The 20,574-nt window shown below is 66.0% G+C and carries 14 protein-coding genes; 13 read left to right on the top strand and 1 reads right to left on the bottom strand.

Going from position 1 to position 20,574, the window contains the following annotated elements:
• Positions 1 to 3: 3 nt before the first annotated feature.
• From A6A25_RS31330 to A6A25_RS31270, 13 genes are read left to right on the top strand one after another with little or no spacing between them, the layout of a single operon-like run.
• Complete coding sequence (locus A6A25_RS31330; RefSeq protein ID WP_073896404.1) at positions 4 to 2,004, top strand: HsdM family class I SAM-dependent methyltransferase; 2,001 nt, start codon at positions 4 to 6, stop codon at positions 2,002 to 2,004.
• Positions 2,001 to 3,461, top strand: coding sequence for a hypothetical protein (locus A6A25_RS31325; RefSeq protein ID WP_143193528.1), 1,461 nt, complete (start codon positions 2,001 to 2,003; stop codon positions 3,459 to 3,461). The genes A6A25_RS31330 and A6A25_RS31325 overlap by 4 nt, the downstream gene beginning before the upstream one ends.
• Entirely contained in the window at positions 3,458 to 3,916 is a 459-nt protein-coding gene (locus A6A25_RS31320; RefSeq protein WP_073896401.1) for a hypothetical protein, read from the top strand. Before A6A25_RS31325 ends, A6A25_RS31320 begins: the two co-directional genes overlap by 4 nt.
• A complete protein-coding gene (locus A6A25_RS31315; RefSeq protein WP_073896400.1) occupies positions 3,913 to 5,049 on the top strand; it encodes a serine/threonine-protein kinase in 1,137 nt (378 codons plus the stop codon). The genes A6A25_RS31320 and A6A25_RS31315 overlap by 4 nt, the downstream gene beginning before the upstream one ends.
• A complete protein-coding gene (locus A6A25_RS31310; RefSeq protein ID WP_073896398.1) occupies positions 5,046 to 6,272 on the top strand; it encodes a hypothetical protein in 1,227 nt (408 codons plus the stop codon). The genes A6A25_RS31315 and A6A25_RS31310 overlap by 4 nt, the downstream gene beginning before the upstream one ends.
• Positions 6,269 to 8,527 carry an EVE domain-containing protein gene (locus A6A25_RS31305; protein WP_073896397.1) on the top strand — a complete coding sequence of 753 codons (2,259 nt, stop codon included), beginning with the start codon at positions 6,269 to 6,271 and terminating at the stop codon, positions 8,525 to 8,527. Before A6A25_RS31310 ends, A6A25_RS31305 begins: the two co-directional genes overlap by 4 nt.
• Positions 8,524 to 9,699, top strand: a complete 1,176-nt coding sequence (locus A6A25_RS31300; RefSeq protein WP_073896395.1) for a hypothetical protein — start codon at positions 8,524 to 8,526, stop codon at positions 9,697 to 9,699. Before A6A25_RS31305 ends, A6A25_RS31300 begins: the two co-directional genes overlap by 4 nt.
• Positions 9,696 to 13,775 carry a hypothetical protein gene (locus A6A25_RS31295; protein WP_073896394.1) on the top strand — a complete coding sequence of 1,360 codons (4,080 nt, stop codon included), beginning with the start codon at positions 9,696 to 9,698 and terminating at the stop codon, positions 13,773 to 13,775. Before A6A25_RS31300 ends, A6A25_RS31295 begins: the two co-directional genes overlap by 4 nt.
• Positions 13,772 to 14,680 (top strand): hypothetical protein, encoded by a 909-nt coding sequence (locus tag A6A25_RS31290; protein WP_073896392.1) that lies wholly within the window; start codon positions 13,772 to 13,774, stop codon positions 14,678 to 14,680. The genes A6A25_RS31295 and A6A25_RS31290 overlap by 4 nt, the downstream gene beginning before the upstream one ends.
• The gene (locus A6A25_RS31285; RefSeq protein WP_073896391.1) at positions 14,677 to 15,816 is read left to right on the top strand and encodes a hypothetical protein; all 1,140 of its coding nucleotides are present in this window, start codon (positions 14,677 to 14,679) and stop codon (positions 15,814 to 15,816) included. Before A6A25_RS31290 ends, A6A25_RS31285 begins: the two co-directional genes overlap by 4 nt.
• Before the next feature lie 2 nt (positions 15,817 to 15,818).
• Positions 15,819 to 17,513, top strand: coding sequence for a helicase HerA-like domain-containing protein (locus A6A25_RS31280; RefSeq protein WP_073896389.1), 1,695 nt, complete (start codon positions 15,819 to 15,821; stop codon positions 17,511 to 17,513).
• Entirely contained in the window at positions 17,510 to 18,121 is a 612-nt protein-coding gene (locus A6A25_RS31275; RefSeq protein WP_143193527.1) for a hypothetical protein, read from the top strand. The genes A6A25_RS31280 and A6A25_RS31275 overlap by 4 nt, the downstream gene beginning before the upstream one ends.
• A 2-nt stretch (positions 18,122 to 18,123) precedes the next feature.
• Positions 18,124 to 19,704 (top strand): serine/threonine-protein kinase, encoded by a 1,581-nt coding sequence (locus tag A6A25_RS31270; RefSeq protein ID WP_073896386.1) that lies wholly within the window; start codon positions 18,124 to 18,126, stop codon positions 19,702 to 19,704.
• Positions 19,705 to 19,811: 107 nt separating this feature from the next.
• On the opposite strand, the gene A6A25_RS31265 is transcribed toward A6A25_RS31270, so the two are convergent.
• A complete protein-coding gene (locus A6A25_RS31265; protein ID WP_274534357.1) occupies positions 19,812 to 20,513 on the bottom strand; it encodes an RNAseH domain-containing protein in 702 nt (233 codons plus the stop codon).
• Positions 20,514 to 20,574: the final 61 nt, after the last annotated feature.

Raw genomic sequence — 20,574 nt, 5'->3', positions numbered from 1 at the left:
ACCATGGCCAAGAGGAAGAACACCACAGACGCGCTCCGCGATGGCGCGCGGGAGAAGCTCTCGCAGCTCGGCTACCAGCAGATCAAGGACGACTTCGCGCTCTTCGATCCGCTCGGCGACGGATCCATGTCGGCGACCGCCGACCTCGTCGCGCTCGACGAGGACGAGCCCGTCATCCTCTTCGCCAGCGGCGAGCCCGGCGATGCCTCGCGGCCTGCCGTGCAGGACGACGCGAAGTTCAAGGCCGGCCTCGGCGCCGCCGCGGGTAAGCCGTTTCGCTTCGTCTGGGTATGGGACGGCGAGAACGACTTCATCTTCGACGTCGAGAAGGACGCGCAGGTCTCGGCGCTGCCGGCCCGGGGCGATTGGAAGACCGTCGCCCGGCCGATCTCCGAGTCCCGCACCCGGCTCGTGCAGGAGGTCTCGGCCGAGTACCACCGTGGCGACTTCCGGGCGATTCAGCGCAAGTTCGATCAGCTGCACGAGGCCATCTACTCGCGCGGCGGCGTCAAGCCCACCAATGCCGCCATCGACGAGCTTGGCAAGCTGCTCTTCCTCAAGGTCCACCTCGAGAACGAGCCCGGCTACGTGCTCACGAGCGGCGCCGCAAAGGGCAAGCGATTCGCCGAAATCTACTCGGCCGACCACGTGCGGGAGCACAAGAAGGACGCGGTCATCCAGCTCAAGGACGCCTTCCGTGAGATCAACAACCTCTCGCAGTACAAGGCGACCGACATCACCGGCGAGGCGCACACGATCTTCTCGTACGACGAGCCGCTGCGTCTCGAGAACCCGGAGGTCCTCGCCCTCGCCATTGAGGCCCTCGAGCTCCGCGATCGTGAAGGCAAGCCCATCCGGCTCTCCGTGCCCGACCGCGAGCTCCTCGGCAACGGCGAGAAGGCCCGCGAGATGCGGGCGCATCTCATCCACGAGGACCTGCTCGGCTGGGCCTTCGACGTGTTCCTTCGCGGCAAGTACGCGAGCGACGAAGGGCTCGCGACCTACCTGACGCCTAGCCAGGTCGTGGAGTGCATGGCCCGCATGGTCTTCCACGACATCCCCGACGCGGACCTCTGGGCCCGACGGGGCGACGACGGGCAACGCGAGCGCTGGAACCCCCAAAACGCCGAGGAAGCCGCGCTCCCCGCCTTCCTCGTCGGCGACATCTGTTGCGGTACTGGGCGCTTCCCCATCGGCGCGCTGCGCGAGGTGAAGCGGCGCGTGCTCGACGACCGCCACGTCGGCCACTCCGACGACGACAAGCTGCAGTGGCTCGGCCACATGAAGCGTCACAGCTTCTTCGGCGCCGACCAGGCTGCGGGCTCGATCCAGAAGGCTCGCATTAACATGCTGTTGTACGGCGAGGACCACAGCCAGCTGCTGAAGGTCGACGACTCGCTCACGGACCCGCACCTCGACCGGCTCATCGGGAAGTTCGACGTCATCCTGACCAACCCGCCGTTCGGCTCCGGCAAGTACGACGATCCTCGCGGGCTGGCGCGCATGCGCGACGAGGCGCGCGGACTCGAGCTCGGCTGGTCGTGGGCGCCCGGAAACCGGGGGAAGCGGAAGGAGCTCGCCAAGGCGGACCCCGCCTCGCTGTTCATCGACCGGAACCTTCAGCTCCTGAAGCCGGGCGGGCGGCTCTTGATTGTCGTGCCAGACGGCATTCTCTGCAATTCGGGAGACGCCTACATCCGCGAGTACTTCATGGGGACGCAGGATGAGGAGACGGGTGAGTTCCTGGGCGGTAAGGCGATCGTGCGCGCCGTCGTGAGCTTGCCCACCGAGACGTTCTCCATCGCTGGCACCGGCGCCAAAACCAGTTTCCTTTACCTGCAGAAGAAGCGGCATCCGGCCGAGAAGCAGGGCCCGATCTTCATGGCCGTGGCGGAGCACGTTGGGTACCTGAAGAAGGGCAAGACCGAGGTTCCCGATCCTAGCGGGAACGACCTCGTCTCGATCTCGTCGACGTACGTGACGACCGCGGGAAGGGCGGGATGACAGCGAACCCCTCCGCTGTTTGGGTCGGATCCGCGCGGGTTCGTCCGTCTCGACTTGCCGCCGAGTTCTATCGTCAGGAGTACATCGACCTCGAAGACCAGCTCGATCGCTCCGGTCACAGGCTCGTCGTACTCGGAAAATTGGGGCGGCTCTTCACGGGCCCGTTTGGCTCAAAGCTACCCGCGTCCCTCTATGACACTCCCAACGGTGTGCCGCTCCTCCGAGTGCAGAACATCGGGAACATCTTTCTGAATGAGACGGATATCGCGCGGATCCCGCTCGAAGTTCACGAAGACATCCACCGCTCGAAACTCGAGCCGGGAGATCTGGCCCTCGCGAAAGCCGGCCGCCTGGGAGCGCTGTCCAAAATCCCCGCTCACATCCAGGAATGCAACATCACGCAGCACATCGTTGGCGTGAAGGTGCGGGCCGACAAGGTGCGGGGAAGCTACCTGGCGGCATTCTTCCTCTCTCGCTTCGGAAGCTTCCAGCTCAAGCGGCAGGGCATCGGAACTCTGATCAAGTACCTCGGGATCGAAGAGACACGAGCCGCAAAGGTGGCCGTTCCTGATCGTCGTATCCAGGACTACATCGGTGCGAAGGTCGAGTTGGCGGAGCTCTGTCGGGCGCGTTCCGGAAGCCTTCGTGCGGAGGCCATCGGCCACTTCGACGAGCTTCTCCGAACGTCCAAGTTCGGCCCGGGTGCGGATCTCACCAACGTCGTCGACGCCCGAGCCCTCACCGGTCGCCTGACAGGCCAGTTCTACCTCCCTCGCTACTTTGCACTCGAAGCGCATCTGGCGGGCCTTGGGGTTCCGGTCAAGCCGCTCCGCTCGCTGCTTCGCAGCGACATCACTCGATCCTCCACCCCCGAGCGAGATGAAGCCGCACCCATCCCATGCATTCTCACCTCGGACATCGACCCTCAGGAGATTCGCTGGCGCAACCCGAGCTTGCGCATCACACAGTCGGTGCATGACAGCCACGGCGGTCGGCTCGGTGCGCGAGACGTCGTCTACACCTCCGTCGGCCCGCCCGTAGGGGAAGCGGCTGTCGTGCTGCCGCAGTTCCTTCCGATGGCTGTCGGTGGCGATGTGTCCATCCTTCGCCACGGCGAGGATCTTCATCCCGGCTTCCTCGCTCTGTATCTCAACTCGGTGTTCGGGCAGATGCAGAACGATCGGTACTCACGCGGAATCCGACAGCGGCGCGTGTACCCCGAGGACATCGGCGCGTTTTTGATCCCGGTGTTCGGCGCCAAGGATCAGGCCTACGTCGGGGAGCGGATCGTTCGGCATCAAGTGCTCAACGAGCTAGCCGTCGACCTGGTCAACGAGGCCAAGGCCGACGTCGAAGCGCTGATCGAGGGCACCCTCGACGTGCAGGCGATTCTCTCGGGGACAGTCAAGGCGCCGGCCGCAGACGACATCCCGGAGCTGGCGGAGGACGGCGTATGAAGGTTCTCGGCATCGCTCCCAGCTCGACCGATTTCAAGTGGGCGCTCCTCGATGGCAGCCGGGCTCAACCCCGCGTTCTGCCGCTCCCGTCCACGTCGCAGAAGCTGCCCGCCGACGCGTGTGAGGGGCACGTGCTGATGAGCCTTCGAAGGCTGCTCTCAACCTTCCTGGCGGAGCAGGGAGTAGAGCGAATCTGCGTCCTGCAGGCCGGCTCCTCGCAGTTCCGGGGGCCGTCGGCCTCGCGCGTCAAGGCAGAGGGGATCGTCCAGCTGGTGGGCGCTGAGCTCGAGCTGACCGTCGACCTTGTCGCGCCGCAATCTCTCCGCGCACAGGAGAAGAGCTTCGCGTCCATCGCGTCTGCTTCTCCCGAGGACGTTTTGAACGGCGGCGCGGATTTCAAGCCGAAGGCCTGGCGAGACGCGGTCCTCGTCGCGTGGTGGGGGCTCGGCGAATGAGCACGACCCTTCAGGACATCCAGCAGCTCATCGCTGCGACCGGGAAGTACAGGCTCGAGGCGGAGAACACCGAGGGCGCGAATGCGTACGCCTTTCGTGCGCATCACGTACCCCTCGACCTGCCGGTGTTCCTGAAGGTCCTCTACCCCGATCCGAGCGGCGACCTCTTCGCGGAGCCGCGCCTGCTCGTGGAGGCGACCAGGACCGAGGGCAACGAGAGCAACCTCGTGCGGGTCTACGACGCGCAGCGCCTCGGCGACGACTTCGTCCTCGTCGCCATGGAGTATGTCAGCGGCGGCAGCATCCTCTCGCGCCTGAGCGGTGGCCCGCTCCCGATGATGGAGGCCGTTTGCGCGGCGATTGGACTCCTCCACGGGCTCGCGCAGCTTCACCGGGCGCTCCTCGTTCATCGGGACATCAAGCCGGCGAACGTGCTGATCTCGCAGCGTCACGGGCGCATCTGGCCGAAGATCACCGACTTCGGCTCGGTCGCACGACTCGCTCATGCGAGTGCGAGTGTGACCGCCTCGCGCCACAGCGCGCTCTACGCGCCGGCCGAGGGATGGGCGACGCCGAGCCGCTACGACGTGCGTTCGGACCTCTACCAGGTGGGTCTGATGCTCTTCGAGATGGTGCACGGCGCTCTGCCGTACAACGACGACGCCTACCTGGACCGCGAGGCGAGGAAGGAGCTTCGCGAGTTAGCAGAGGCGTCGGGCGGCGTCGTCGACGATTTCGACAGGCAGAAGGTGGTCGACCGTGCGCTGGTCCGGGCCGCGTCCGGCAAAGGCGTGATCTCCTTCGGGCGGATGCAGCCATACGTGCCCAAGAGCCTGGCGCGCATCATCAACAAGGCGGTCGCGCCCGACCCCGCCGCCCGATACCAGACGCCGTCCGAGATGATCGGCGATCTCGAGGCGCTCCGGCTGCCCGACTGGAGGCTGGCTCCCGGCGGTGAGCAGTACGCCGCCAACGGATGGTCGGGCTGGGACTGGAGCGTCGGGAAGGATCCGAAGAAGCCGGAGCAGTGGATCGTCCTGCGCTCCCGTAAGGCGGCGACGAACTTCCGCCGGTGGGCTGCGGCCGAGAGCGCGCGAGCGGCCTGTGGACTCGTCATGGAGGCTACGGCATGAGCCTCCCTGCCCACCCGAGCGACGCGGTCGCGCTCTTCGAGCATCTTGCCCAGTGGGGCGAGGTGTCGGCCTACGAGGCCGCGGACCTCGGCGCTGGGCCGTGGGTCTCGGTATTCGAGAACGCAGGCGCCCTCGATGCGGTCCACGACGAGCACGGTCGTCAGGTGGCCTGGCACCTGACGCCACCCTTCGTGCACCTCCTCGAGTGCGACGCGCAACAGGTCGGGCGTCGTCTGTGCTTCGCGGTGCCCGAGTACCGCGCCTACCTGCTCAGCATCCTCGTCCAGGGGCTGGTCGATGCTGGCCGCGCGGGCATGACCGTGGAGCTCGAGGAGTGGACGAAAGGCGACCTAGCGCCACTGCTGGCGGAGCTCAACGCCTTCCTTGAGCCCCTGGAGGGCGACAAGCGTCTGGTCGATTTCGCGCCGGCGGAGCTTGAGGCTCGCATGGCCGACCTTCCCGAGCGCTCGCGGCCGTTCGCCGAATGGGACAGCTACGCACTCGGACACTCCGCGCGTCCCAACGGGCTCTTCGAGTTCGTGCTGCGGCGCTTCGGCCCCGCCTGCGTGGCGTTGCCCGTCGCCGTCGAGACCGCTGCGGTGCTGCGCCCGCTGCCGTTCAATCGAGAGGACGGCTTCGGCCTTGGCAGCGCCTCTGTTCCCCAGCCGTGGAACATGCAGCGCTTCGGCGTGCTGAGTGGCGCCCCGATCGTCGATGCGCGTGGCCAGCGCATGTTCGACGAGGACACGCCGCTGAACGAAGTGCTCGTCGAACATCTCCGCGATGCCGTGGTAAAGCACCCGTTCTACGCCGCGGTGATCAACCTGGGGATCTGCGCCTGGCGTTCGCAGGCGTCGACGATGCCCACCGTGGAGCTCTACATGACCGCGTCTAGCGGCCTGCACGACGTCTCGGTGCTCGTGGGCTCCCGCGGGGTCGGCCGCGTGGCCGAGCTGCTCGGCGACCTCGTTCGCGCGCAGGGCTACGCACCCTTCGGCCTCGTCGACGGCCGAGTCTCCGACGAGCTCATGGGCAACCTGCTCCGGAACCTCCTCGAGCTTCGAATCCTGCGTCACCAGGACGAGCTCCTGGTGCTCGACGACGACTACCAGTCGTCACTGATGGCGGCGCGCCTGCGCACCGTGTTCCGCCCCGGCAAGGAGCTGCAGAAGCGAATGGTCGAGGAGCTCGCGCTGCGGGCGTCCGAGGGAGGTGCCGAATGAGGCCTCGCAAGGTTGACCTGGCATTCGACTGGATGCGCGGCCAACCGCGGCGGGCCTTCCACTACCGGGACGAGGTGTGGGTGGCGCTGGCGGAGCTCCATCCGGACGAGTTCGCGGTGAGCGACGACCGCAAGACGCCGTGGTTCTCGCTGCACCGAGACATGACGCAGGACGCCCGTTTCCTTCGAGGTGACAAGGGGATGTTCGAGCTCGTCGACGGCGCCCTCGATGATTCCCCCCCGGCCGAGGTCGTTGCCGTGCCCGACGTGAAGGAACCACGGGTCTGGATCTTCCAGGCCAATCCCAAGCTCTACCGGATCCTCGAGGCGCTCCAGCAACTCGACCGGATGCAGTTCCTGACCAACCGATACAAGGACCGCGTCCAGGTCGGCGACCTCGTCCTGCTCTGGATGTCCGGCAACCACGCGGGCATCTACGCCCAGGCTCGTGTCGTGGAGGGCGTCGCGGACCGGAAGCCCGATGGCGACGATGTGGCGTTCTGGGCGGACCCGAGCAGTGCAGCCACGACCAAGCCTCGCGTTGTGCTCGCGATCGAGAAGCGGTTCCTCGGCAACCCGCTCCTCAAGACCACCATCGCGGCCACGGAGGGGCTGGGCAACCTGATGATCCTCCGGCAGCCGAACGGCACCAACTTCCCCGTCTACGCTGACGCGTGGGAGCTGTTGCGACCGCTCCTGCCTACCGAGGAGACCCACGAGCCGGCGCGTGAGGTCCTCACGTGGGCGATGAAGCGGGCCAGGGCCGGCAAGATATACGACGAGAGCTGCAACGAGCTGCTCGAGCGCTTCGTCGCCGAGACGTTCGCCGATGGAGAGGAGCACTCCCGGGACGAGATTACAAGCTGGTTCGCAGCGAACTACCCGCTCTTCAAACCGATCACCGTTCAGTGCCACATCGAGAAGTACACGACTAACTTCCGCAGTCGCGTCCACTACAACGCGACGCCAGAGCACGACCTCCTCTTCCGCGTCGACGACGACTGGGCGCGCCTCCGCCTCTACCGACCGGGCGACGATCCCCCGCCGATCCACGACAAGCCTGACGCGCCGAAGGGCTCGAAGGCCAAGACGTCGAAGCATGTCTCACCCCTCGACCGCAATCGCTGGCTGCTCGCGCATCTCGCCACCCTCGGCGAGCTCACGCCGGGTGATCTGGAAGACCTCGGGCTGCATGAGGCGCACCTGAGCGACTGGCTCGACTCGCTGCTGGCGCGTCGTCCCGAGGCACACGTGGTCACCCCGCTCTTCCTTCACCTCATCGACGGAGACGCGGGCCCGTCCGCATTCACCACCCGGCTCGCGGTGCGCTTCATGGGCGAGCACCTCCGGCGACACGCCCCGGAGCCGATTCCGGAGCTCGAGGGGCACGTCTGGGCGCGGTTCGGACGTTGGCACCTGACGCAGCCTCACGGCGGCGATCAGAAGACGCACGCCTACCTGAGCGTACCCATTCGCGAGCCGCGCGACGTGGCGGCCTCGGAGCGACTCGACCTGTTCGCTCAGCTTCCGCCGAAGGTGATCGGGGACCTGATTCGAGAGCCCGAGTTCCTCTCGGAGCAGCAGTCCTGGAGCGCCGACGCGGCGTCGAAGTCGTCGGAGGGGCCGCTCAGCACGCAGCTCCGTCGAAGCTGGAAGCGCCCGTTGCTCCTCAGCACCGTGGAGCTGCTCGTGGCCGACGACGGCCAGGTGCTGATCGGCGAGATGGAGCGCACCGACGTGATGGCCCGGAGCTACGTCGTCGCTGGCCTACCGCTCTGTCGCCACGGCGAGTGGGAGCCTGCCGCCACGCTCGGTCGTGAGGCCGCCGCAGAGCGACTCTTCCAACACCCCGTCGCGGCGGCGCTCCTTCAGTTCGAGGTTCACCGCCTGTTTGCCGGCCTGGCGGGCGATGTGGCGGCGCTGATCCACGTCGGTGGGGGTGTGGCGCATCTCGAGCTCGCCGGCGCCGGGCGGGGCCCTCTGTGGCGCCACGTCCGCTCGATGCTCGAGCAGGTCGGCTACTGGCCGGTGGGGGCCAGCACCCAGGATTCGCTCTGGGCGAGCGCCGTCCACGTGATGCTGAAGAACCTCGAGCTGCTCGATGTGTTCGAGCGCGACGGCGACGTGCTGCGTCTGACCGACGACTACCAATCCAAGATCAAGGCTCATCCGGGACACCTGCAGAACCGGGGCGAAAAGCCCTACCGCGTTCGCCTGTCGCAGTTCCTGGCGGCTCTCCACGGAGGACAGGCATGAACACGCCGTTGGTGCGCATCGCGCTCCCCAAGCTGTTTCTATGGAGCGAGGCGGCTCGCATCCAGGAGTACCCGGAGGCGGCGGCCCGTGCCGAGCCAGGCCGCGTCTATTCACGAGTCGATCTCGAGCGCGTGGTCTTCGACATCGCTCCCACAATGGAGTTCCAGGGCGGGGCGCCGCGCGGCAAGGGCACCGACGGCGTCATCAACACGTACGGGATGGAGCGCAGCGGCGCCCGCTACCGCATCAACGGGATCAGCCTCTTCGAGCGGGTCGACAAGGGCCTCCGAGTCACTGCGGAAGGCGTCGCGTTGGGGAGGGCGTTTCGCGAGGCGGACGCTGACGTCGACTGGGCTCGCGCCCTCGCGAAGCAGCTGCTTCGACGTGACCCTCGCACGCGCTTGGTGATCGGGCTTTGCCTTGCGGGCTGGCGGCTGGGAGTCGAGGCGCCGGGCGGTATCCCCACGGGCGCGTTGTCGCTCACGTCGCCCAAGGGCGATGTCCTCGAGATCGCACAGCGCAACTGCGACGGCTTCAACACGCTGCTGCGCGACAACGCCGAGCTCGCCCTCGGGCCATGTTGGCGCGCTGACCTTTCGGCTCTGGGCGAAACCGCGGCGGTCGTGTGGGAGGGCGTCCAGGGTGGAACACCTTCGACGAACGATCTCCCGACCGCGCTCAAGAAGGCCCTGGCTGTGGTCTTCCACATTCGAGCCTTCGATGGTGGTCCCTCGACCTGGGGCCTGGACGCCGGTGGACTCGCTGGTGCGCTGGCGGTGGAGAACCTCGTCGAGCTGGGATTCGAGGGAGCAGCGCCTGTGCGGCTGACCGACGACGAGGCGTTCGCGCGGGCGCTTCGCGATTGCGCGGACGCCGAGGGCTTTCTCATCGTGAGTCAGCTCGGCGAGCGCTTCGGCGAGCTTCTTCAGGTGCCGGACGAGGATCGAGCCGTCGTCCTCGACAGTTACATCCGGACGGTGATGTACCACGAGCAGCTGCGATTGCTCGACCGCCACCCAGGACAGCCCCGCATGGGACGAGGGCTGTTCGGCGAGCCCGGCGCACGTCGCGTCCGCATCGAGTTCACGCCCGTCCACAAGACCATGAACGTCGAGACTGCGGAGCAGACCCCCGCGGGTTCCTCCAAGGAGATGCAGGGAGAAGACCGATGACCATCACCAAGCCGTGGGCCGCCAAGGGAGTCGCGCTCTATCCGCCTTCCTTCTCCATGGTGGGTCAGAACCAGGTGTTCAACGCACTCCACCAGTTCCGCCGGTCCTTCTGGGACGGTGCCGCGAACGACATCGCCGGCTTCTTCATCGCGTTCGGCGACTGGGGTCTGGGCAAGACGCGGCTTGGCTACGAGCTCATTGCGGAAGCGACGGGTCGCGCTGACCGGTGGCTACTCAACAAGAACGAGTACGTCATCCCGCCCTTCCATCAGGCCGACAAGAAGCCGCGTGTGCTCGAGCCGGCGCTGCAGGATGGGGTCCTGCCGCTCTACATCCGCTACAGCACCGTGTGCGACGACGAGCTCGACGCTGCGACGTGGGTTGCTCGCCTGGCGGTCGAAGCCCTGCGGCACACGTTGCACGCCGACCCTGCCGCTGGCGGGCCGCGGGACCTCTACGAGGACCTCAAGGCTGCGATGCAGGCCAAGGGCGTGAACCTTAAGGCGCTCTCGCTCGTCGACGACGACACGCGATCGGTCGAGGACCGGCTTCGCGATGCGAAGAAGGTCTTGCATGATGCTGGTCTGAAGCACCTCTGGATCATCGTCGACGAGGTCGAGACGCCCGGTGACCTGAAGCGGGGACTTCGCGAGGACACACAGACCAAGGTCGACGACGAGTATCTCTTGATGGTCTCAGAGGTCATCAAGCACGAGAACTGGCGGAACCAGCATCCGGACGTGAACTTTCTGCTGCTGTGCAGCGCGGGCATGCGCGACCAGATCCATATCGGTCCGAACCTGCGCCGAGCGAGCTCGGTCACGATCGAGCCGAACCAACTGACCGACGTGCAGAGCTACGTTGACCATATCAAGGACAGCCTGGTCGACCCGCACGCCGTCGACTACCCGGTGGGGACGCTCGAGGGCGCATTCCTTTCGGCCAACCGGAACTTCGGCTGGCTGAACGTGATCATGGCGTCCATCCACGAGACGTACGCCCGGCACATGGAGCGCGGCGACGACTCGAGCGCGTGGGAGCTCCTGAAGGACTTCGCCAAAACGGATGCCCGTGCCAAGCATATCTTCAACGACGACGCCGTCCTGCCCCTGCTCGGCAAGGTGATCGGGGTTCCCAAGCAGGAGCTGGAGCGGCTCGTGTACGGCCAGCTGCCGGCTCCGGTCGGCGGGGCGGCGAAGGCGGCGTTGACCGAGGAGATGGCCGATGCGCTGCTCGCCCACGAGGTCGCGGGCCGCGGACACGCCTTCGCGGAGCTCTTTCAGGTTCACATCGACGAGCGCGCGCTCGCGAACGAGCTGACCCGTCCCGAGTTCGGCTTCAAGGCGAAGGAAGGGAAGACGGACACGTACTTCACCCCGAACTGCGAGGTGTCCGTCGTCGGACTGCTCGAGGCCTTGCGCGCGTTCTCCGTTGCGGTCGGGGGAGCCCCGGGCGCCGCTGGTGACTTCGTCGTCTACGCCGACCTCGAGCAATGGGGCGAGCAGCTGGCGGCGCTCTACCCGCGAGAGGGCATCGAGTTCGCGGCCGAGTCGCTCCACCGCATCTTCTCGAAGCCGGAGTACCGGGTCGACGGGACCCGCTTCATCGGGATGTCGTTCCGGCTCTGGCGCGAGTTCAACAAGCTCCTGATCTCGGCGGCTGAGAGCGTTCGCTTCTTCAGGGACGGCAAGTACGAGGCTTCGCTCGACGAGTACGTCAGCGGCGTCAGCCAGACGAAGGCGAAGCGCGGGACGGCGATCTGCCTCGGCCTCGCGAAGCTCCTCGACGACCACCTCAAGGATGAGGATACCAAGCAGATCTCGGGGCTCAAGGACGTTCCGCACAAGGCGCTCACCTCCGCGTTCGGTTCGCCGTCGCTCGACGGGCTTCGGGTCACGCCGGATGGTCGGTGCACGGTCGTGTACTGCCTGGACGCGCAGGAGACCCTCGACAAGCTACGCGCCTACATCGGCCTCGAGCGGGTCCACCCGATCCTCGTCCTGTTCCCGGCAGGCGCGGACGTGGCCTCGTTCGAGCAGCAGCTCGATGCGTCGCCGGCCCTTCGCCGCTGCGTACTGACGCGGCGCCTCGTGTCGCAGGAGGAGGAGTTCCTTCTCAAGTACTCGGGCCGGGGCTCCGCCTACAACGCCCACGAGGCACGCCTGAGCAAAGTCGCGAAGGGGCTCGAGGGTTCCTACCGCGACGAGTGGCAAGCGAAGAGCCGGGAGTGGGCGAACAACCTCCGCAGGACCGGCTACCTCCTCGCTCCCATCTGGAGCCGCAAGACCGGCAACAACACGGCCGATTTCGCGAAGGGCTACCGCTACATGTTGGCGAACGACTGCTCGCTCGATGCAGCCGTCGACACGGCCGGCGGACCCCTGAACAACGTGGAGTTCGAAAACTGCCGGCAGGTGGCGAAGAGAAACATCGATGCACCCGCCGCGTGGAAGTACGGCGACCTCCTCGGCGTGCTGACGACCGACGGCAGCCTGCTTCCGAAGGTACCCCGGTGCTTCTTCGCGCTCCTCCAAGAGCTCAAGACGCAGTCGGCGGTGAGCAAGCTCGCCAACAGCTTCTTTTTCGCGGTGCCCGACAGCGAGATGAAGGCACCGCAGCAGCTCGAGCAGATCCTCGAGGTGCTCATCGGCATCGGGCTCGTCCGCAAGAAGAACGACCTCTACAAGGCCGTCGACCGGACGATGCTCGAGAGCCGCCGCCAGTCGGCGTCGACCTGGCTCGAGGGGGAGTGCAAGGACTCGGTCAAGACGCTCACCGACCTGTTCCCCACGCAAGCCAACATTCTGCTGAGCAACAACTACCCCACGGCCAAGCAGCGGCTGGTGACGGCGGAAGAGCAGATCCAGCAGGTGAGCTCGGACCACCTGACCGCCGACATCGACAGCCTGACCGAGGGATCGCTCAAGACGGTCGTCGCTCAGGTCCTCGACATCGAGGAGCACATCCTCGGTGTGTGCCCGCTTGAGATAGGCGAGACGACGCTCCACTTCGACTGCTCGCCGGCGCGAATCCTGTCCTACGAGACCCGGTATTCGACGCTCTCGCTGTGGGAGCGCGTCGCCTTCCTGGCGTGGCTGAAGAAGACATTCCTGGAGACTCGGGACGAGATGATCGAGGAGATCAACCATCTGCTAAACGAGGCGACGACGCTCGATGAGGCCGAGGGCCACCCGTTCCCCATCGCCCCGGTCACGTTGCCGCTCAAGGCCATCAAGTCCGAGCTCGAGAACGCGGTGAAAAGGCCCGCCGCGGCAGGCACGCAGACGCGGATGGCGACGATCCCGGTCGCGTCGTACACGCTGATGATCGACCAGTACCTGGTCAACTCGCAGTACGAACACGCGTGGAAGCGCATGGACGCGCTGAAGGACCTGATCAGCAAGGATCGGCTCGGTAGCTTCTTCGCGCGGTTCAAGAAGCTCCATGAGCAGTGGGCGAAGGCGGTCAAGGACTATAAGGCCGCCGCCTCCGCGTGGCAGTCGCTGGGCGACTTCACGGCCGACGCTCCGCAACCGGTGCAGGACTCGCTCAACCCGCTCAAGCTCGAGGTCCAGAAGTTCCGCGGCCTCGTGGAGGGAGGCCTGAAGCAGCAGGTGCAATCGCTGATCGATCAAGTGGCGGAGGCCGAGCTCTTGAGGAGCCTGGAGACCGAGGTCGTCGCGACCGCGCAAGCGGTCCAGGGGCTGCCGCAGCAGGTCACAGAGAAGCTCGACGAGCTCAAGACGGGACTCCGGCCGGTGATCCGGCAGAAGGACCTGCGCGCGCTCAACCGGGTCCTGAAGTCGAACGGGAAGCCGGCCAAGGCGGAGCCGACGCCGGCTGCGACCTTCGGGACCACGAAGGCGAGCTACGAGGCGTTCAACAGCCAGGTCTCCCATGAGGGCGCAGGCTTCTTTGAGGGCGCTGGCAAGGACGTCCACTTCGGTCTATGGGTCGACATCTCCGGCGACCTGGAGGCCGGCTCCTACGACGAAGACCAGCATCCGGACCACGCCGACGCGATTCGCGAGCTCAAGGAGATGAAGCTCATCCGCTCGAAGCTGGAGCTCCGATGAAAGCGCGCATCGTCGAAGCACAGGCTGACCTGTTCGAGGTCGGCGTCCTCTCGCAGACGGCAGAGGTCGAGAGCGTTCCCATGGATCGGCTCCTGGCTGATCCGTCGGGGCCTCCGCTCGTCGTCGTCGGTGGGCTGCTGGGTGCCGAGCGCCTCGTGGACATGCGCAAGCTGTCGTCCGCGCTCGCGCGGACGCGGGTTGCCGTCATCGTCGTGCCGCCGTTCACGGATCTGGACCTCGGCCGCTACTTCGAGGCGCCGGTCCAGCTGGGGGTCCGACGCCGCGCCGCGGATTCGGCTGCTCGCATCACGGACGGTGCGCTCGAGGAGGTCCTCGGCGGAGGGGTGAAGGTCCGGTCGGACCACTTCTTCGACACGGCGCTCGGCGCAGGCGTGCTCGCTGTGGATGCCCAGAACAAGCCCGTGCTCCTCCGGTACCAGGCGACCAACACCGCGGGTCCGGTGTTCTTCTCCGCGCTCCAGCTGCTTACCTACACGGCGCTGACCAACGAGGCGCATCGCCAGAGCCTGCTTGGGCACCTCTTGTCGTGGACTCCGTCGGTCACGGCGGAGGCTAGGGAGATCGCGCGGCAGCCGTCGAGCCCGCCGAAGGCCGAGGCAGTCGGCGAAGGGGTGCTCGTCCCCGTTGCGCTGCTCCTTGCGGCCAGCGGCCCACAGACAGCGGAGCTCCTGCGATCTCGAGCCGGGGCGCTCCTTGGCGTGGACCTGAGCGCCAACGACGTCGGTCGAGCTCTCGAGGAGCTCACGCGTCAGGGGCTCGCGGCCTTTGACGCGTCGGCACCGAGCGATCGCGGGGCTCTCGTCCGGTTCCTCGAGCAGCGCGGGATGCACCCGTACCTGCGTGAACTTGGGGCCCTGCTCGCCTCAGAGGAGACGACGACATGAAGAGCATCGAGCTGGCTCGCGCACTCGCCGCAGCAATGAGCCTGCGGCTTCCCGGCACCGTCGGGAAGATTGCCAACAAGATGCGGTACATCGACTCGAAGGCCCCGCTCTTCGTGCGTGGCGGCATCATCCGCAGCGTCGAGTCGCGCCGGTTCGATCGCATCTACGCCGTCGGAGTTTCCTCCAAGAGCCGGAGCATGCCCGCCCTGGGCGGCATTCTCTATGGAGCCGCTGCGCTCCGCCACGACATCGTCGTGGCTGACAACCAGGTGACGGAGGGCTTCCAGGACAGCCGCGTCGACATCAACGACATGAACTTCCTGGACGCGTCCGAGCGACTTGTATGGAAGGAGTACATCCTCGTCTACCAGCTCCTGACGGACCTGCTGGATTCGGATACGAAACCGGATGTCATCTTCGTTGACATCCCGCTCCTTGTCCCGCGTGCCGAGCAGAGTCTCAGCCTTGCCGAGCCCGACGTCGAGGAGGAGTGGCGCGAGCTGATCGAGGTGATGGAGGCGTTCTGGCAGCGGTTCCTGCCATCCATCTACCCGAACGACCCGAAGGGTCCGTTCCTCGTCTCGCTTCAGTCGCGCCGCGACCTCAACGCCGCCGTCTTGAACGCGCTCCGTGAGAAGGGACTGGCGGGTTCCCCCGAGGCGATCGGCAGCGAAGCGCTGGACCTCGTGCAAAGCGAGTGGGTGCAGCTGCGGCGAGTCGGTGTTCTCCGCTTCCTCCGTGGTGCCCTGCGCGCAGGGCATCGGACGGCCGCCTACTACTACGAAGCGCTGGGGCGCCAGATGAAGCGCTTCGAGCCTCGGACGGTCGCGAACCACGGGCTCATCGGCTTCCACATCCAGGTCGGCCTCCGAACGTCGATCTGGAAGATCGAGACCGTCGGTGCTCCGGGGCAGTGGGACTCCGAGGCCCTCGACAGGCTGGCCAGCATCACCGCCTTCCTGACGCTGAACGACAACCTTCGGATGAAGCCGCTGCCGCTCTGGTACGCCGAACAGCTCGTGATGATGCCGCGCGAAGTCCTGTCCAACTACCTTCGTTCGACCCTGGGCATGCTCAAGGACCGTGCCGTTGATCGAGCCTGGCTCGAGGGCGTCGACACCATGGATGAGGAGTGAGCATGTTCCGAGACGACGACAACTACATTGGCAAGCTGGTCGGCAACACCGGGGAGCCCAACAAGCTGACGATCGCGCTGCGTACGAGCTTCTCGGCGCGGCGTGGGGAGTTCGTGCGGGTCGCGCACCAGGAGCGCGAGTCGGAATCGCAGCTCGACGTGCTGGGCCGCATCGTGGGGCTCTCGCGGTCGAACATTCTGTTCAGCCCAGCGCTCGGCGAAGGGATCAGTGAAGTCGAGCTGCTGCCGCAGTCGCGGCTCTCGGGCGAGACCGTGTACGCGACGCTCGAGCTGGTCGGCTACAAGGATCCGTTCACCGGCGAGATCCGGATACCCCGACGTCCCCTGACGCCGGGGGCGAAGGTCTACGGAGTGGACTACGCGTTCCTCACGAGCTTCTACGAGTTTTCCGAGGACACCAGCATCCATCTCGGCAACCTCGTCGGCTACGAGAAGGGCGAGAACATCGTCCCGGTCTTCCTCGACGCGAACACCTTGGTGACCGAGCACCTCGCCGTGCTTGCGATGACCGGCTCGGGGAAGAGCTACACCGTCGGGCGCGTCGTCGAGCGGCTGGTCTCGCAGCTCAACGCGTCGGTCGTGGTCTTCGACCCGCACGGCGAGTACGGCAAGGCCTTCCGAGCCGGCAAGCTCAACTTCAACGACCGGCTCGACAAGGTCGAGGATCCTCGGGACCGGCAGAAGCTCGCGGAGATCCAAGATGCCCTCCAGCAGCTGCAGGACCGCGGGGGTGGCATCAAGGTCTACACGCCGCAGCTGCGGAGCTTCGACGAGAAGTACGCGGGGAAGAACATGCGCCTCGCTCTTCAGCTCGACCACTTCGACGTGGACGAGTTCTCCGGTGTGCTCCCTGGACTGACGGAGCCGCAGCAGCGCGTGCTCGACGTCGCGCTCCGCTACTGGAAGGAGAACATCGACGAACCTCGCGACATCCAGGAGCTCTTCGCGGTCCTCGATGATCTCGACCGCTTGAAGGAGTGGGTGACGGAGTCCGGCAGCCAGGGCGAGGCCAACGCGCTCCGCGGAGGAAGCGCCAACATCGCCGCCATCCGCCTTCGGCGCATGATCAACGAGGCCCAGAGCTTCTACTCGCGCGCGGCCGGTGAGCCGTTCGACGTCTACGAGATGGTCGGCGACGACAATGCCGAGGCAGGACGGCTCTGCATCATCGACCTCCAAGGGCTTTCGAACACGGCGCGGCAGGCCATCGTCGCGCTCATCTCGAGCGAGCTGATGAAGGCAGCGGCCGACAAGCAGCGCCCGACCCGACCGGTGTTCATTGTCTACGAGGAGGGGCACAACTTCGCGCCCGCCGGCGAGGCTGCGATCTCGAAGAACATCATCAAGCGCATCGCGGCCGAGGGCCGGAAGTTCGGCGTGGGCTTCGCCATCGTCAGCCAGCGCCCGAGCAAGCTCGACTCCGACGTGACGAGTCAGTGCAACACCATCGTCGCGATGCGCATCAAGAACCCGGACGACCAGCGGTTCATCCAGAAGACCTCCGACTACTTCTCTGCAGCGGACCTGGCGGAGCTCCCGACGCTGTCGACCGGTGAGGCGCTGATCTGCGGACGGGCGATCATCGCGCCGCTCGTCGTGAAGGTCGGCACCAAGGCGCTCGTCCACGGCGGTGAGTCACCGCGCGTGTGCGAGCGCTGGGGGAGGTCGGGAGGATGATGGGTGACCGCTCGACATCACCGGCGGACCTGGTGTTCGACGGGCTCACCAACCGCGAACTAATGGTCGAGCACTTCCCGATGCTGCTGTCGGGGATCCCGGACATCGGGCTCACGGTGCACTCGCACTTCCTCACGGTCCTGGCCACCGCGGGGCAGTCGCAGGGCTACTCCGCGGTGGCGGAGTGCCCGATCTGGTGGGCCCGCGACAACGGCCTCGGGGACGTGCGCGCGGACTCCGTGTGGTTCGAGAAGCACTCGGGCGAAGCCTCGCTCGCGTTCGAATTCGAGAGGTTCGAGCGCGGTGACGAGGGGAAGCTGCGGGGCAAGGTCGAGAACCTCGCGATCGCGTCGACCGCGTCCCCGAGCTTGAAGCTGTGTGTCCTGATCTACTGGGTGCGCAGCGGCTCGGCTCCACGCAGCATGGACGCCATCATCGCAACTTACCGCGAAGGGTTCAGGCGCCGTGGCAGTGACGTGGGTCCGGCACGGACACCGTTGATGATCATCAAGTGCGTGATGCGCCCCGCTCCCGATTCCGAACGTCTCGTGTTCGGCGAGTTCCTGCGCGACGAGCGCAATGAGCGGCTCGCCTTGGGGAGGGCGTAGTCATGGCGCTGATCGTGTTCCGCGGCAAACCCGGCGAGGAGCTGGGCGATCGGTTTCGCTTGCTAGCCGAGCTCGGCAAAGGGAGCTTCGGCGAGGTGTGGCAGGCGCGGAGACTAAAGGATGGTGCCACGGTCGCGATCAAGATTCCGAAAGACCAGGAGAAGGGCGAGGAGGTGCTTCGCAAGGAGTCAGACATCATCAGGGACATCCATCACCCGAACATCGTTCGCGTCCACGGCTTCCACAACATCAGCGAGCTCTTCGTGATCGAGATGGAGTTCGTCGATGGCTACGACCTGGCGAAGGTCCTCGACAGCGTCAGTACGCGGGCGCCGTTCACCTTCGAACAGATGCTGGAGTGGACGATACAGATCCTCGACGGTCTTGCTGCCGTCCACGCCGCGAACATCTCGCACAACGACCTGAAGCCGCAGAACATCCTCGTCGACAAGGCGTCCGGGGCAGCGAAGATCACCGACTTCGGGTCGAGCCGCCGGCTCGAGGATGTGTGGGTCTGGACCAAGCGCCACGGCACGGAGGCGTACATGGCCCCGGAGGTGGCGCTCGAGGGGAAGCGCGCCCGGGACGTCAGCGACATCTACTCGATCGGCGTTCTCCTCTACGAGATGGCTACGGGACGGTTGCCCTACTCAAGCCCGCATCAGCTGCTGACCGGCGTGCAGATCGCCAAGCCTCGTGAGGTCAACCGCGATGTGCCCGCCGATCTCGAGGACGTGATCCTTCGCGCGATGGCGTGGCGGCCCGAGAACCGTTTTCAGAACTGCGGGTCGGTGCGCGCCGCCGTGCAGGCATGCCTTGACCGGTTGCGCGCTGAGACGGCGACGGCAGCCATGCCGGCTCGCTCGGAGCCCAGCCAGCTCGGCTTCCGGCCGCCCTCGTCGAGTCCGCTCTACTACCTCGAACTGGCCAAGCAGCGGCTCGCCGAGGGCGACGCTCAAGGTGCCCTGGAGGCGGCGGAGGCCGCTGTCGATCGGAGCGACGGCCATCCTCAGTACCTGCGGATGCTCGGCGGCATCTGTACGCGACTGGGGTACGACCGCAAAGCGGCCGAAGCGTACGAGCAGCTGCTCGCTGCCTTCGATCGTGGCTACCCGGTCGAGGGTCATCAGCGACGCGACGTGCTCGAGCGACTCGGTCAGCTGTACACCAGCCTCCAGCGGTACGGCGACGCGGTGGCGATCTACGAGCGCCTTGTGGACGCCGTCGACCGGCCGTACTCGCGGTTCCGGCTCGCCGTCGCGGCGGGACTTGATGGCGATTACGGGCGCGCGATCCAGTTGCTCGAGACCGTTCGAGCGGAGCGGCCGGATGCCGTCGTCGTCTACTCCAAGCTGGGGTGGGCGCACGCCCTCAACGGGAACGATCGCCTTGCTCTCAGCTTCTACAACCAGGCCCTGGCGCTCGACGCCTTCGACCTGTTTAGCCTCTTCGAGCTCGGGAAGTACTACTTCATGGTCGGTGATCGGCGACGCGCCCGGGAGTACTTTGAGCGAGTCATAGACGCGGACAAGCAGGGCTTCTACGGCGACCGCGTCCGCGAGCTCACGAGCCCGACAGCCTGAGCTCCGCCCACAGCGCATGTCTCCCTCTTCCGTTCTTCGCTGTGCTGAGATCGGGGTGCTGAACGGAAGAGGGAGGGACTGCTCTGGTTCTTTATATGACCGGACGGTCAGGGCGTCTCTTCGCTGTTATCGTCTTCCGGTGTCTCCTCTTCGCCTGCGGAAGTCGCTGTTTCTTCGCCGTGTGGCAGCGCGTACTGTGTGGTCAATTCAGCAAGATGCAAGATGAGGGGGAGTGCCAGTCCGTCTCGGTAGTCTTCGGAGAACCGCTGCTGATGGAGGAACATTGCCCAAGCCTCGGCTTGATCACCTTCTTGCAGGCCTGCGACTGAGAATTCCAAGAGGTCTGGATTCCATGCGTTCTTGCCAGGTTTGATGTCGGGCTTAGTGTTGTCCTTAACAGGAACGCGAGGGGTGAGTTTGGTGATCTCTACGCTGACGGTGTGAGTGCTGGCCTTGTCGGTGGTGCTGTAGAAGATGCGGTTGTCCTCAACTGCTGGTTGAGGTCGCCAGAGTCCTTTCGCGATACCGGCACCGTTGGACTTGGGAGCCCACCACTCCGGTGTCTCGTCCCGCTCACCGGTTGCCACACGCACGATGCGCAACTGCTTGCCGTAACTGGCGATGCGTTGAGGAGACACAGCCCCGACCTGGACGCGGTCGGCGATCAGGTTGCCGTTCTTCAGCCACGGCCAGCGGCCACGGGTGTTCTGCGCGTGGATGACGACCAGGGTCGGTGTGCTCCGCATCTGGTACAGGGTGTTCTTGACGAACGCGGCGGTGGCCGAAGTTTGCTCCGCCTCCGTGGCCAGCGCATCGGGGCGGACTAGGGCGTGTCTCCAAATCTTCGGCCTGGTAGTAGGTCATGATTGG

The organism is Saccharothrix sp. CB00851, assembly GCF_001905065.1.
GTDB lineage: Bacteria > Actinomycetota > Actinomycetes > Mycobacteriales > Pseudonocardiaceae > Actinosynnema.
The sequence above is the reverse complement of the archived record's forward strand: the minus strand, read 5'-3'. Positions and strand labels throughout refer to the sequence as shown.

Bases quoted from the DNA above. Each gene is read 5' to 3' on its own strand.
- A6A25_RS31330 (WP_073896404.1), top strand. From the start codon at position 4: ATGGCCAAGAGGAAGAACACCACAGACGCGCTCCGCGATGGCGCGCGG.
- A6A25_RS31325 (WP_143193528.1), top strand. From the start codon at position 2,001: ATGACAGCGAACCCCTCCGCTGTTTGGGTCGGATCCGCGCGGGTTCGT.
- A6A25_RS31320 (WP_073896401.1), top strand. From the start codon at position 3,458: ATGAAGGTTCTCGGCATCGCTCCCAGCTCGACCGATTTCAAGTGGGCG.
- A6A25_RS31315 (WP_073896400.1), top strand. From the start codon at position 3,913: ATGAGCACGACCCTTCAGGACATCCAGCAGCTCATCGCTGCGACCGGG.
- A6A25_RS31310 (WP_073896398.1), top strand. From the start codon at position 5,046: ATGAGCCTCCCTGCCCACCCGAGCGACGCGGTCGCGCTCTTCGAGCAT.
- A6A25_RS31305 (WP_073896397.1), top strand. From the start codon at position 6,269: ATGAGGCCTCGCAAGGTTGACCTGGCATTCGACTGGATGCGCGGCCAA.
- A6A25_RS31300 (WP_073896395.1), top strand. From the start codon at position 8,524: ATGAACACGCCGTTGGTGCGCATCGCGCTCCCCAAGCTGTTTCTATGG.
- A6A25_RS31295 (WP_073896394.1), top strand. From the start codon at position 9,696: ATGACCATCACCAAGCCGTGGGCCGCCAAGGGAGTCGCGCTCTATCCG.
- A6A25_RS31290 (WP_073896392.1), top strand. From the start codon at position 13,772: ATGAAAGCGCGCATCGTCGAAGCACAGGCTGACCTGTTCGAGGTCGGC.
- A6A25_RS31285 (WP_073896391.1), top strand. From the start codon at position 14,677: ATGAAGAGCATCGAGCTGGCTCGCGCACTCGCCGCAGCAATGAGCCTG.
- A6A25_RS31280 (WP_073896389.1), top strand. From the start codon at position 15,819: ATGTTCCGAGACGACGACAACTACATTGGCAAGCTGGTCGGCAACACC.
- A6A25_RS31275 (WP_143193527.1), top strand. From the start codon at position 17,510: ATGATGGGTGACCGCTCGACATCACCGGCGGACCTGGTGTTCGACGGG.
- A6A25_RS31270 (WP_073896386.1), top strand. From the start codon at position 18,124: ATGGCGCTGATCGTGTTCCGCGGCAAACCCGGCGAGGAGCTGGGCGAT.